This is a genomic window from Phenylobacterium sp. (assembly GCF_025351295.1).
Classification (GTDB): domain Bacteria; phylum Pseudomonadota; class Alphaproteobacteria; order Caulobacterales; family Caulobacteraceae; genus Phenylobacterium.
The window spans coordinates 1-12,757 of sequence record NZ_JANXWD010000139.1 but is presented as its reverse complement, the minus strand read 5'-3'; the positions used below and the strand labels follow the sequence as shown (position 1 = coordinate 12,757).

The 12,757-nt window shown below is 69.2% G+C and carries 10 protein-coding genes; 6 read left to right on the top strand and 4 right to left on the bottom strand.

Going from position 1 to position 12,757, the window contains the following annotated elements:
* Positions 1-166: 166 nt before the first annotated feature.
* Positions 167-1,285, bottom strand: a complete 1,119-nt coding sequence (locus Q0R13_RS19325; RefSeq protein WP_293907003.1) for an anhydro-N-acetylmuramic acid kinase — start codon at positions 1,283-1,285, stop codon at positions 167-169.
* A gap of 174 nt (positions 1,286-1,459) precedes the next feature.
* Between Q0R13_RS19325 and tyrS the strand changes: the two genes are divergently transcribed.
* From tyrS to Q0R13_RS19300, 5 genes are all read left to right on the top strand, one after another.
* The gene (gene tyrS / locus Q0R13_RS19320) at positions 1,460-2,719 is read left to right on the top strand and encodes a tyrosine--tRNA ligase (protein WP_293907001.1); all 1,260 of its coding nucleotides are present in this window, start codon (positions 1,460-1,462) and stop codon (positions 2,717-2,719) included.
* A gap of 157 nt (positions 2,720-2,876) precedes the next feature.
* Positions 2,877-3,338 carry a peroxiredoxin gene (locus tag Q0R13_RS19315; protein ID WP_293906999.1) on the top strand — a complete coding sequence of 154 codons (462 nt, stop codon included), beginning with the start codon at positions 2,877-2,879 and terminating at the stop codon, positions 3,336-3,338.
* Positions 3,339-3,471: 133 nt separating this feature from the next.
* A complete protein-coding gene (locus Q0R13_RS19310) occupies positions 3,472-4,629 on the top strand; it encodes a M23 family metallopeptidase (protein ID WP_293906998.1) in 1,158 nt (385 codons plus the stop codon).
* Positions 4,610-5,014, top strand: coding sequence for a polymer-forming cytoskeletal protein (locus Q0R13_RS19305; protein ID WP_293906997.1), 405 nt, complete (start codon positions 4,610-4,612; stop codon positions 5,012-5,014). Before Q0R13_RS19310 ends, Q0R13_RS19305 begins: the two co-directional genes overlap by 20 nt.
* An 86-nt stretch (positions 5,015-5,100) precedes the next feature.
* Positions 5,101-5,376 carry a DUF559 domain-containing protein gene (locus Q0R13_RS19300; protein WP_293906996.1) on the top strand — a complete coding sequence of 92 codons (276 nt, stop codon included), beginning with the start codon at positions 5,101-5,103 and terminating at the stop codon, positions 5,374-5,376.
* Between the two features lie 3 nt (positions 5,377-5,379).
* On the opposite strand, the gene prfB is transcribed toward Q0R13_RS19300, so the two are convergent.
* The 3 genes from prfB to Q0R13_RS19285 all read right to left on the bottom strand — a co-directional run bounded on the left by prfB (position 5,380) and on the right by Q0R13_RS19285 (position 10,409).
* A protein-coding gene (prfB, locus tag Q0R13_RS19295; RefSeq protein ID WP_293906995.1) for a peptide chain release factor 2 occupies positions 5,380-6,493 on the bottom strand; the annotation gives its coding sequence in 2 pieces (ribosomal slippage) (positions 5,380-6,423 and positions 6,425-6,493; 1,113 coding nt in all).
* A gap of 46 nt (positions 6,494-6,539) precedes the next feature.
* On the bottom strand, positions 6,540-9,002 hold the full coding sequence (locus Q0R13_RS19290; protein WP_366853273.1) for a penicillin-binding protein 1A: 2,463 nt from the start codon (positions 9,000-9,002) through the stop codon (positions 6,540-6,542).
* A gap of 201 nt (positions 9,003-9,203) precedes the next feature.
* The gene (locus Q0R13_RS19285; protein ID WP_293906994.1) at positions 9,204-10,409 is read right to left on the bottom strand and encodes an N-acetylmuramoyl-L-alanine amidase; all 1,206 of its coding nucleotides are present in this window, start codon (positions 10,407-10,409) and stop codon (positions 9,204-9,206) included.
* Between the two features lie 434 nt (positions 10,410-10,843).
* Here Q0R13_RS19285 and Q0R13_RS19280 point away from each other — a divergent pair.
* A partial coding sequence (locus Q0R13_RS19280) for a ribonuclease E/G (protein WP_293906993.1) occupies positions 10,844-12,757 on the top strand: 1,914 nt, incomplete at its 3' end.

Sequence of the window (12,757 nt, the reverse complement as noted above, 5' to 3'; positions counted from 1 at the left end):
CGAACACCACGGGCGTGGACAGGCCGATGACCGGCGGCCGGATCGCCCGCCCTTAATGGGGCTACAGGATTCACACAGATCCTCCCAACGGTGTCATCCCGGTCTTTGGCTGCGCCAAAACCGGGATGACACCGTTGGGAGGATCTGTGTGAATCCTGTAGCCCCATTAAGGGCGGGCGATCCGGCCGCCGGTCATCGGCCTGTCCACGCCCGTTGTGTTCGGGAATGAGATCGGCAAGCCGTGGAAGGTGCGGGCGGCCAGGTAGGCGAAGGCTTCGGCCTCGATGGAGTCGCCGCGCCAGCCGTGGTCCTCGGCGGTGTTCACCGGAACCGGCAGGCGAGCCCTCAGCGCCTTCATGATCTGCGGGTTGTGCCGGCCGCCGCCGCAGACGATCACCTCGGCGGGGGTCTGGCCCACGGTCTGGAACGCCAGCTTCACGCCCTCGGCCATGAAGGCCACCAGGGTCGCGGCTGCGTCCTCCAGCTGCAGCGCATCAAGGGCGGCCAGGGAGAAGTCGTAGCGGTCTAGCGACTTGGGCGCCGCGGCCTGGAAATAGGGATGCGCCAGCAGGGCGCGCACCACCGCCTCGTCTACCCGGCCGACGCTGGCGTACTTGCCGCCGGCGTCGAAGCGGCCCGCGCCGCGCGCCTGGACCAGAAGGTCGATCATGCCGTTGCCGGGGCCGGTGTCGAAGGCCGCCAGATCCTGGTCGCCAGAGTCCTTGGCCGACCAGAAGGTGACATTGGCCACCCCGCCGATGTTCAGCACCGCCAGCGGCGCCTTGAGCCCCGAGGCCCTGGCCCGCGCCAGGTGGTAGATCGGCGCCAGCGGCGCGCCCTCCCCGCCGGCGGCCACGTCGGCGGTGCGGAAGTCGAACGCCACCGGCCGGCCGCAGAGGCGGGCCAGCATCGCGCCGTCGCCCAGCTGCACCGTGCGCCCCGGAACGCCCCCCTTCGGCCGCTCGTGCAGCACGGTCTGGCCGTGCATGCCGATCAGGTCGAGGTCCGGCCAGCTCAGGCCATGCCCGGCCAGAAAGGACTCGGCGGCGAGGTAGTGCTCCTCGGCCACCATCTCGGCCACGTGGCCGAAGATCGGCGGCTCGGGCGCCCCGCGCGGCCAGGCCAGGGCCTGCCTGGTCGCCTCCAGCACCACTTTGCGCAGGCTGTCCGACAGCTTGCGCTCGCCCGCCGGCCCGAAGCGGTCGATCCGCTCGCCATCGGTCTCCAGCACGGCCATGTCGACCGCATCGAGCGAGGTCCCGGTCATGAATCCCAGCACGAGCATGTGGATTGACTGCCACGGGTGGGACGACGTAGCTAGCCCGCCATGATCGGACCCGCGCCCGCCACCGGCCGCTATTGCCGCCTGCCCTAGTCGCAGGCGTCCGGTCCCTTCGCGCCTGCCCACCCCGGCCGGCGCTGTGCTACAGCCCCGGCGTCCCGAGCCCGAGAAGCCCCGATGTCCGACGCCGCAGCCTTCAAGTCCCGGTTCCTGCAGACCATGCAGGCGCGCGGCTATATCCACCAGATCACCCATCCGGTGGAGCTGGACGCCGCGGCGGCGGGCGGGATCGTCACCGCCTACATCGGCTTCGACGCCACGGCGTCGAGCCTGCACGTCGGCCACCTGATCCAGATCATGATGCTGCGCCGCCTGCAGCAGGCCGGCCACAAGCCGATCGTGCTGATGGGCGGCGGCACCACCAAGGTGGGCGACCCCACCGACAAGGACGGTCAGCGCCCGCTGCTGACCCACGACCAGATCCAGGGCAACATCGCCACCATCAAGGGCACCTTCGAGAAATTCCTGACCTTCGGCGACGGCCCGACCGACGCGGTGATGGTGGACAACGACGAATGGCTGTCGAAGTTCGGCTACGTCCAGTTCCTGCGCGACTACGGCGTCCACTTCACGATCAACCGCATGCTGGCCTTCGACAGCGTCAAGGCGCGGCTGGACCGCGAGCAGCCGATGACCTTCCTCGAATTCAACTACATGCTGATGCAGTCGGTGGACTTCCTGGAGCTGGAGCGCAGCCACGGCTGCGTGCTGCAGATGGGCGGCTCGGACCAGTGGGGCAACATCGTCAACGGGGTGGAGCTGATCCGCCGCGTCGACGCCAAGCCGGTGTTCGGCCTGACCACCCCGTTGCTGTCGACCGCGTCCGGCCAGAAGATGGGCAAGACGGTGGGCGGGGCCATCTGGCTCAACGCCGACCTGCGCTCGCCGTACGACTACTGGCAGTTCTGGCGCAACACCGAGGACGCCGACGTCGGCCGCTTCCTGCGCCTGTTCACCGACCTGCCGCTGGACGAGATCGCCCGGCTGGAAGCCCTGCCTGGCGCGCAGATCAACGAGGCGAAGAAGGTCCTGGCCAACGAGGCCACGGGGATGCTGCACGGCGCGGAGGCAGCCCTGGCCGCCGACGCCGCATCGCGCGCCGCGTTCGAGGAGGGCAAACTCTCGGACGGCCTGCCGACGTTTGAAGTGCCCCGCGCCGATCTCGACTCCGGGATCGTGCTGGCGGCGTTGGCCGCCGACGCCGGCCTGGCCGCCTCACGCGGTGAGGCTCGCCGGCTGGCCCAGGGCGGCGGCCTCAGGGTCAACGATATTCAGGAAATGGACGCCAACCGCACCATCGCCACCGCCGACCTGGTGGACGGCGTGGTGAAGTTGGCGGCCGGCAAGAAGAAGATCGTCCTGGTGAGGCCGGTGTAAGATGTATCCCTCCTCTTCAGGGGAGGGCCGACTCGCCGCAGGCGAGCGGGGTGGGGGTCTCACGTCCAAGCGCCGAGCTTGATCTCGTGACCCCCACCCGTCTCGCGCCGGCGGCGCGATCCACCCTCCCCTAAAGAGGAGGGATAAGGAGAGTGTGATGACCGATATCGCCGAAGGCGCCCCCGCCCCCGACTTCAACCTGGAAACCCCTGACGGACCGGTGAAGCTGGCCGACTTCAAGGGCAAGAGCGTGGTGCTGTATTTCTATCCCAAGGACGACACCGGCGGCTGCACCAAGGAGGCGCAGGCGTTCACCGCCCTGGCGCTCGACTTCGCCAAGGCCGGGGTGACGGTGATCGGCGTCTCCAAGGACACCATCGCCTCGCACCGGAAGTTCGCCGCCAAGTACGACCTCAACGTCCAGCTGGGCTCCGATCCCTCGGGCGAGACGGTCGAGCGTTACGGTTCTTGGGTGGAGAAAAGCCTCTATGGCCGCAAGTACATGGGCATCGACCGCTCCACCTTCCTGATCGTCGACGGCAAGATCGACCGCATCTGGCACAAGGTGAAGGTGGCGGGCCATGCCCAGGCGGTGCTGGAGGCCGCGCAGGGGGTCTGAAGCCGATGAACGATGATCACTCTGCGGCCGGTCGTCGCTTCTCGCCGCAACCTGCCGCCAAGCGGGTTGCCTGTCGGAAAAAAGTCGTCGCATATCGCCGAGTTCGAAAGTTCGGGGGGCTTCCGGCGCACGCATGCAACGTATCGCGCGGCTACTGAACTCCCTCGTGGAGCTGTTCCCGGAGCGCCACCTCTATGTGCGCTCCGGCGGGGCCATGAAGGCCTTCGTTCTGACCACCCAAAAGCAGATGATCCTGGCCGCCGGCGTCGCCGGCGGCGCGCTGTGGATGGGGGTCTGCACCGCGGCGATGCTGGTCAACCTGCTGTCGGCCTCGGCGTCCGACCGCGAGATCGCCAAGCTCAAGGCCCAGTCGGAACGCTACGTCGCCGACCGTCAGGCGCGGCTGGACAGCGCCATGGCCCGGCTGGACGCCGCCTCCGGCTCCAACGCCGACGTGGCCAGCGCCATCGAAAAGCGCCACGCGGCGCTGGCCCAGCTGCTCACCGGGATGAAGGGCGCGCCCGGGGCGGCCGCGGCCCTCACCCCGGCCATCGACCGCGCGCTCGCCAGCAACGCCGGGGCCAGTCCGGCGCGGCGCATCGAGATGGTCCGCCTGGGCCAGGAACAGCTGCTGGAGGCCGCCGACAGTTTCGCCAGGAGCCGCGCCGACCGGCTGCGGCTGGCCTTCCGCATGGCCGGCCTGACCCCCTCGGCGTTCGTGGACCGCAGCGGCGCCCTGGGCGGCCCGCTGATCGAGTCCAAGGACCCCCGCGCCCTGGCCGCCGTGCTGGACGTGGACGACGACTTCGCGGTGCGCATCCAGCGCGCCGCCCACGATATCTCCGACTCCGACGCCCTGGCCGAGGCCACCCGCGACATGCCGCTGGGCAAGCCCACCACCACCGACGCCCAGACCAGCGGCTTCGGCGTGCGCTACGACCCGTTCACGCGCCGACCCGCCTATCACGCAGGGCTGGATTTCGCCGGTGGCTACGCGACCCCGATCTACTCGACCGGCCCCGGGGTGATCTCCTTCACCGGCGTGCGCTCAGGCTATGGCAATGTGGTGGAGATCGACCATGGCCGCGGCCTGAAGACCCGCTACGCCCACCTCTCCTCAATCGGCGTCAGCGTCGGCGAGCGCGTCGGAATTGGGCAGCGGATCGCCGCGATGGGCTCGACGGGCCGATCCACTGGGACCCACCTGCACTATGAGGTATGGGTCAACGGACGGGCCCAGAACCCCGGGCGCTTCCTGAAGGCGGGACAATATGTTCTCCAAGGCGGCTAAGGGCGATTTCGCCCACGAACCCTCCCAGCCTCGCAAGCTGACGGTGGCCTCCCTGGTCGCGGAGGGCGTCCGCATCCGCGGCGACCTCGCGACAGAGGGCGACCTGCACCTGGACGGCGCCGTCGAAGGCGATGTGAAGGTGGGCCAGCTTACCGTCGGCGACACCGGCGCGGTGACCGGCACGATCCACGCCGACAGCGTCGACATCCGCGGCCGCGTCACCGGCACGATCTCGGCGCGGCAGGTGCGGTTGTGGGCGACCGCCCGCGTCGACGGCGACATCAGCCACACGGAACTGTCGATCGAGGCCGGCGCGCACTTCGTGGGCCGCAGCCTGGAGATGGCGCCGGCAAAGGAACCGCTGAGCGTCGTCGCGGCGGAGTAGGCTGTTTTACCTCCCCCGCGAAGCGGCGGGAAGGGGACCGCCCGCCGAAGAGCGGGTGGTGGAGGGGGCAAGCGGCCGGCAGAGCCTTGAGACACCCGCCGCTGATCTCAAACCGCGCCCGCGCGTCAAGGAAGAACATGACCGAACCGGTGGTCATGCTCTGGAGCCGCCTGCGGGGACGCAACGCCGACCGTCCGACATTCCGCCGACAGCACGTCATCGGCTCGATCATCCTCGACTTCTACTGCCCGTCCGCGAAGCTTGCGATCGAGGTCGATGGTCGCACCCACTGGAGCGACGAACAGCAAGCCTCTGCGGGGCGCGGTCCCCCTCCCGCCATCGCTCCGCGATGGGGGAGGTAAGAACTACGCGTCCCGGGTCGCGCCGACGCGCTGCGCCAATGCGGCGCCCATGAAGGGGTCGAGGTCGCCGTCCAGGACGCCCTGGGTGTCGGAGGTCTCCACCTCGGTGCGCAGGTCCTTGACCATCTGGTAGGGCTGCAGGACGTAGCTGCGGATCTGGTGGCCCCAGCCGATGTCGGTCTTCTGGTCTTCGACGGCCTGGGCGGCGGCCTCGCGCTTCTGCAGCTCCAGTTCGTAGAGCCGGGCGCGCAGCATCTTCCACGCCTCTTCGCGGTTCTGGTGCTGCGAGCGGCCCATCTGGCAGGCGACGGCCACGCCGGTTGGCAGGTGCGTCAGCCGGACCGCGCTGTCGGTCTTGTTGATGTGCTGCCCGCCGGAGCCGGAGGCGCGGTAGGTGTCGGTGCGTACCTCGGACGGGTTGATGTCGATGACGATGGTGTCGTCGACCACCGGATAGACCCAGACCGAGGCAAAGCTGGTGTGCCGCTTGGCAGCGCTGTCGAACGGCGAGATGCGCACCAGCCGGTGGACCCCACCCTCGGTCTTCAGCCAGCCATAGGCGTTGGTTCCCTTGACCTGGAGGGTCACCGACTTGATCCCCGCCTGCTCGCCGGAGGTCTCCTCCAGGAACTCCACCTCCATGCCGTGGGCGTTGGCCCAGCGGGTGTACATGCGCAGCAGCATGCCGGCCCAGTCGTTGGACTCGGTGCCGCCGGCCCCGGAGTTGATCTCCACGAAGGCGTCGTTGCCGTCGGCTTCGCCGGACAGCAGCGCCTCCAGCTCGGCGCGCCCGGCGCGGTCCTTGATGGCCTTCAGCTGGCCGCGGGCCTCCTCGAGGCTGGCCTCGTCGCCCTCCTCGTCGGCCATTTCGGCATAGCCGACGGCGTCGACAAGATCGCGTTCCAGCGCACGGACGGCTTCGACCGACGCGGCCAGCCGGGCGCGTTCGCGGGACAGGGCCTGGGCGGCCTCGGGCCTGTCCCAGAGGGTCGGGTCCTCGACCCGGGCGTTCAGCTCGTCGAGCTTGCGGAGCGCAGGGTCCCAGTCAAAGACGCCTCCTGAGCAGGTCGATCGACTGCTCGATGTCGGCCTTGGCGGCCTCGACATCCAATCTCATGGGGAATTCCTCGAATAGGGGCGCGGGATTTAGCTGGCGCGGAACCTCAGTACAAGTCCGACAGGTCGTCCTTCTTCTTCACCGGCGCAGGTGGCGGTGGCGCGACAGCGGCCGCGGCATTGGGGGCCCCGGTGAGGCCGGCGCCGAACACCTTGTCGTAGGGCTGCGGCCCGGCCGCGCCCGCGGCCCCCAGGGTCGGCGCCAGGCCCGAAGGCTCGGTTCCCGGCCGGAAGGCTTCACGGATGCCGTTGACCATCACGAACTTGGCATTGGCCGGGGCCCGGAACTCCTCGTTGGGCTTGTCCTTCAGCGCCGGGGTCATGAAGTCGATGAAGATCGGCACCGCGTCGACCGCCCCGGTCTCGTTGTTGCCGAGGCTGCGGTTGTCGTCGAAGCCAACGTAGACGCCGACCACCAGGTGCGGCGACACGCCCATGAACCAGGCGGAGCGGAAGTCGTTGGTGGTGCCGGTCTTGCCGCCCACGGTCTTGCCGATCGACGAGGCCTGGCTGCCGGTGCCGCGCTGGACCACCCCCTGCAGGAACGAGGTAATCTGGTAGGCGGTGATCGGGTCCATCGCCTGGGCGCCGGTGCGGGCGATCCGCGGGCTCTCCGCCCCGCCGAATCCAGCCGTGCAGTGGTCGCAGTCGCGGCCGTCGGCGCGGAAGATCGCCTTGCCGTTGCGGTCCTCGACCAGCTCGATCAGGTGCGGCTGCACCAGCCGGCCGCCGTTGACGAAGGTCGAATAGGCGCCGGCCATCTTGAAGGTGGTGGTCTCCCCGGAGCCCAGGGCCATGGCCAGGACCGGCTCCATCTGCCGGGTCTCGCCCAGCTTCTCCGCCAGGTCGACGATGCGCTTCATACCGATGGCCTGTGCCAGCCGCACGGTCATGGTGTTGAGCGACAGCTCGATGCCGCGGCGCAGGACCTGGGCGCCCAGGAAGTCGTGGTGGAAGTTCTCCGGGGTCCAGGCCTGGCCGCCGTAGCCCTTCAGCGTGATCGGCCCGTCCACCACCGTGCTGGCCGGGGTGTAGCCGGCCTCGAGGGCCGCGGCGTAGACGATCGGCTTGAACGACGACCCCGGCTGGCGCATCGCCTGGGTCGCGCGGTTGAAGCTGGACAGCGAGAACGAATAGCCGCCGACCATGGCCACCACCCGGCCCGAATAGGGCTCCATGGCCACCAGGGCGCCGTTGACCGCCGGCACCTGCTTCAGGCGGAACCCCGGCCCGGCGGTGTTGCGCTCCACGAAAATCAGGTCGCCGGCCCCGATGCCCTTCCCGGCCCGCGCCCAGGCCACGTCGGGCACGGTCAGCGCGCCGATGGCGCCGTCGATGGTCCGCACCTGCACCACGCCGCCGGACGCGGCGGTGACCACGGCCTGGCGCCAGTCCGCCCGCTCATGCGGCCGAGCGGCCTTCTTGGCGACGCCTTCCCAGCCCTCCAGCGTGGTGACGTGGCCCCACGCCCCGCGCCAGCCGTGGCGGCGGTCGTAGTTCTCCAGCCCGTTCATCAGTGCGATCTTGGCCAGGCTCTGCAGCTTGGGATCCAGCGTCGTGCGCATGTAGTAGCCGCCGGCGTTCAGCTTCTCGTCGCCCAGCTCCTTCATGGTCAGGGCGGTGCGGCGCACCTCCTCCACGAAATAGTCGGCGTCGCGGTACTGCGAGCGGCTGGGCGCGGCCTGGACGACCAGGTCCTCCTTCATCGCCGCCTCCGCCTCGGCGCGGGTCACCCAGCCCAGGTCGGCCATCTGGTCGAGGATGAAGTTGCGCCGCGCCATGGCCGCGGCCTTGTGGCGGATCGGATGGTAGTTGTCGGGGCCCTTCGGCAGGGAGGCGAGGTAGGCGTTCTGCGCCAGAGTCAGCTCGCTGAGCGACTTGCCGAAATAGTTGTAGGACGCCGCCCCCACCCCGAACGACCGGTACCCCAGCCAGATCTCGTTCATGTAGAGCTCGAGGATCCGCTCCTTCGACAGCGTCTGCTCCAGCTGGGTCGAGAGGATCGCCTCCTTCAGCTTGCGCCCGATGGTCTGGTCGTTGGAGAGCAGGATGTTCTTGGCCACCTGCTGGGTGATGGTCGAGCCGCCCTCCAGCCGCCGGCCCTGGGCCAGGTTGATCACGTCCTTGACCATGGCCCGGCCAAGGCCCCCCACATCGACGCCGCCATGCCGGAAGAAGCTGTGGTCCTCGGCCGCCAGGAAGGCCTGGGCCGTCTGGGCCGGGATGGCGTCATAGGGCACGAAGATCCGCCGCTCGCGGGAGAACTCGCCGATCAGGGTGCCGTCCCAGGCGTAGGCCCGCGTGGCGGTCGGCGGGTGGTAGTCCACCAGGTCGGTGGCATCCGGCATGTCGTGGAACAGCCAGGCGGCGTAGATTCCCATGGAGACCGCCGCCAGGGCGATGAAGCTCAGCGCCGCGACGCCGGCCAGGGCGACCCACCGGCCGGGCCTGCCCGGCCTGGGTCCGGCCCCCTGGGGGGGTGTCCGCTCGGAGCTGTCCGGGGGGGTCAAGGTGCGACGAGCCTCACCCGCCGTCGTCTAGCCTGTGTCGACGCAGGCGCCAACGCCTCGAGGCGCCGCAGGCGAAGTCCCTTGGAACCGCAGAAAACGCAGAAAACGCAGAATGCAGACGCGCCGAAGCCTTGGACGTTGGACAGGGTGGCCTTCTGCGTCTTCTGCGGTGGAATCCTGCCGGCGCTGACGCGCCAAGGTTCAGCGCGAGGCGAGCTTGATGGTGTCGCTGAAGTGGGCGTCGATGGCGTGGGCGACGGCGGACATCAGCCGCGCCCGGGACGCCGGATCGCGCAGCCGCGCCTCGTCCTCGGGGTTGGAGACGAAGCCCATCTCCAGCAGCACGGCCGGGACGTCGGGGGCCAGCAGCACCATAAAGCCGGCGTCGCGGTGGCTGCGGCGCAGCAGCGGCGCCTTGCCCTCGATGTCGGAGACCAGGGTCTGGGCGAAGATCGCCGAGCGGTTGCGGGTGGCGCGCTGGGTCAGGTCGAACAGGATGTCCCGCACCCCCTGGTCGCCGGCCAGGCTAGCCTTCATCAGCCAGTTGTCCTGGGTCAGGAAGCGGCTAGAGCGGGCTGTTCCCTTGTCGGAGAGCGTGTAGACGCTGGCCCCTTTCAGGTCCGCCTCCGGCCCCGAATCGGAGTGCAGCGAGATAAACAGGTCGGCGCCCGCCCGCTGGGCCACGCGGACGCGATCCTCCAGCGGGATGTAGACGTCGGAGTCGCGGGTCAGCACCACCTTGTAGCGGCCGGTCTTGCCCAGCTGGTCGGCCAGGGTCAGGGCCGCGGCCAGGTTGATGTCCTTCTCATAGCCGTTGGCGCCAAGGGCGCCGGCGTCCTTGCCGCCATGGCCCGCGTCGATGACCACCACCTTCTTCAGCGGCAGGGCGGGCTTGCGGGCGGGCAGGAACTGGGTGCGGATCGGCGGCGCGGCGGCCGTGGCGCGGGGGATGTTCAGCAGCGGCGCGGCGGCGGCCACGTCGATCACATATCGGTAGGTGGCGATGCCGTCGGCCGGGGGCAGCAGGAAGCGGCGCTTCACCTGTCCGTCGGTGGCCAGGTCCATCTGCAGCCGTGCGCCGCCGGACGTCTGGTCGAGGGTCCAGGCCTTGACGACGCCGCGGCCCGACCCTTGCTGGCCCTGGGCGGCCGTGACGCCGGGCAGCAGCACGACGACGCGGTGGTCGGTGGAGCCGTCGGACACCACCCTGGCGCTGGCCGAGCCGGAGAGCTCGATCACCATGCGGGTCTCGGGCCCGTCGCCGCCCATGCGAATCTTCAGGAGGTCGACGACTTCGGTGGCGGCGTGGCTGGCGGCGACCGCGGTCAGGCCAACGGCGACGGCCAGCGAGGCGGCGATCGCTCGCCCCCGGTTACGAACCCACCCCCCTGTCAGCCGCCCAATCATCGTAACGCCCCGAAAACGCGGAGATTCGCAGAACGCGAACCGATCACCCATATAGGGGGCGGCCCTGTGGACAAAGGGTTAACGAGGTGTTGCGACCCGCAGGCTCTACGCCAGCGCCGCTTTCCTTTTCCAACCCATTGTTGCAATGTCCCGCCGCGCGACGTCGGTGCGCCCGTTTTGGGCCCGGTCGGCACGCGACAAAACAAGCCGGCGTCGGCTTCGACCGAATCCTCGGTGACGACGCATCATCCGATCCGCGCCCCTCGGGACGCGCCTAGGAACACACCCGATGAGCTGCGCAGCTCGAGCCACATTTGGCCCCAAGGCCTCCCGAGACGCCGATTCCGGCGTCCTCCGGGATGGCGCGCGCGCTCATCCCATTTGCCGGCAGCGCCCAGGCCGAAACGCCCCCGCGCGCCGCGGAGAAACTTTTAATGCCCAAGACTATGTTGATCGATGCTGCCCACGCCGAAGAGACGCGTGTGGTGGTGGTCGACGGAAACCGCGTTGAAGAATTCGATTTCGAAAGCCAGAACCGCAAGCAGCTCCGAGGGAATATCTATCTCGCCAAGGTGACGCGCGTTGAGCCGTCGCTGCAGGCGGCCTTCATCGAGTATGGCGGCAATCGCCATGGCTTCCTGGCCTTCAACGAAATCCACCCGGACTACTACCAGATCCCGGTCGCCGACCGCGAAGCCCTGCTGCGCGAAGAGGCCGAGGAGCACGAGGAGGACGAACGTCCCGCCCGTGGCCGCCGCGGTCGCAACAGCGGCGGCGACGCCGGCGCCGAGGCCTCCGACGAGGATCACGACGACGAGGCCGATTCGGTCTCCGACGACGACGACGACGTCATGGAAGAGGAACTGGCGCGCCGCCGCCGCCGGCTGATGCGCCGCTACAAGATCCAGGAAGTGATCCGCCGTCGGCAGATCATGCTGGTCCAGGTCGTCAAGGAAGAGCGCGGCAACAAGGGCGCGGCGCTGACCACCTACCTATCGCTGGCCGGCCGCTACGGCGTGCTGATGCCCAACACCGCCCGGGGCGGCGGCATCAGCCGCAAGATCGACACCGCCACCGACCGCAAGCGCCTGAAGGGCGTGGTCGCCAGCCTGGACGTGCCGCAGGGCATGGGCCTGATCGTGCGCACCGCCGGCGCCAAGCGCACCAAGGCCGAGATCAAGCGCGACTACGACTACCTGCTGCGCCTGTGGGAGAACATCCGCGAGAAGACCCTCCACTCGATCGCGCCCGCGCTGATCTACGAGGAAGAGGATCTAGTGAAGCGCACCATCCGCGACCTGTTCGACAAGGATATCGACGAGGTCTGGGTCGAGGGCGAGGCCGCCTACAAGGAAGCCCGCGACTTCATGCGGATGCTGATGCCCAGCCAGGCCAAGAAGGTGATGGCCCACCGCGAGCCGATCCCGCTGTTCGTCAAGCACCGGGTCGAGGACCACCTCAGCCAGATCTATTCGGCGAACGTGCCGCTGCGATCGGGCGGCTACCTGGTGATCAACCAGACCGAGGCCCTGGTCGCCGTCGACGTGAACTCCGGCCGCTCCACCCGCGAGCGGAACATCGAGGCCACGGCGCTGAAGACCAACATGGAGGCGGCCGAGGAAGCCGCCCGCCAGCTGCGCCTGCGCGACCTGGCCGGCCTGATCGTCATCGACTTCATCGACATGGACGAGTCGAAGAACAACCGGGCCGTCGAGAAGAAGCTGAAGGACTGCCTCAAGGACGACCGCGCCCGGGTGCAGATGGGCAAGATCAGCCCGTTCGGCCTGATGGAGATCAGCCGCCAGCGCCGCCGCACCGGCGTGCTGGAAGGCACCACCCACGTCTGCGAACATTGCGCCGGCACCGGTCGCGTCCGGTCCGTCGAATCCAGCGCCCTGGCCACCCTGCGCTCCCTGGAGCTCGAGGCCCTGAAGGGCGGCGGCGAAGCCACCCTGCGGGTGCCGCGCGACGTCGGACTCTATATCCTGAACGAGAAGCGCGCCCACCTGGCGCGACTGTTCCAGGCATTCGGCCTGTTCGTCACGGTGATCGTCGAGGACGCCATGTCCCACGTCGACCACCTGATCGAGCGGACCTCGATGGAGACCCGTCCCGACCACGTCGCCGCCGCTGTCCCCATCCCGGTCCAGGCCTATGAACCGGCGACCGAGGACGACGACGTCTTCGAGGACGTCGAGGACGAGGACGAGGAAGAGGACGAGGACGAGGCGGCCCTGGAGGCCGAGGACACCGACGACGACGAGGCCCACGCCCGCAACCTGCGCGAGGACGCCCCGCGCGACGAGGACGACGACGGAGCCCGCCGCGGCAGCCGCCGCCGCCGCCGC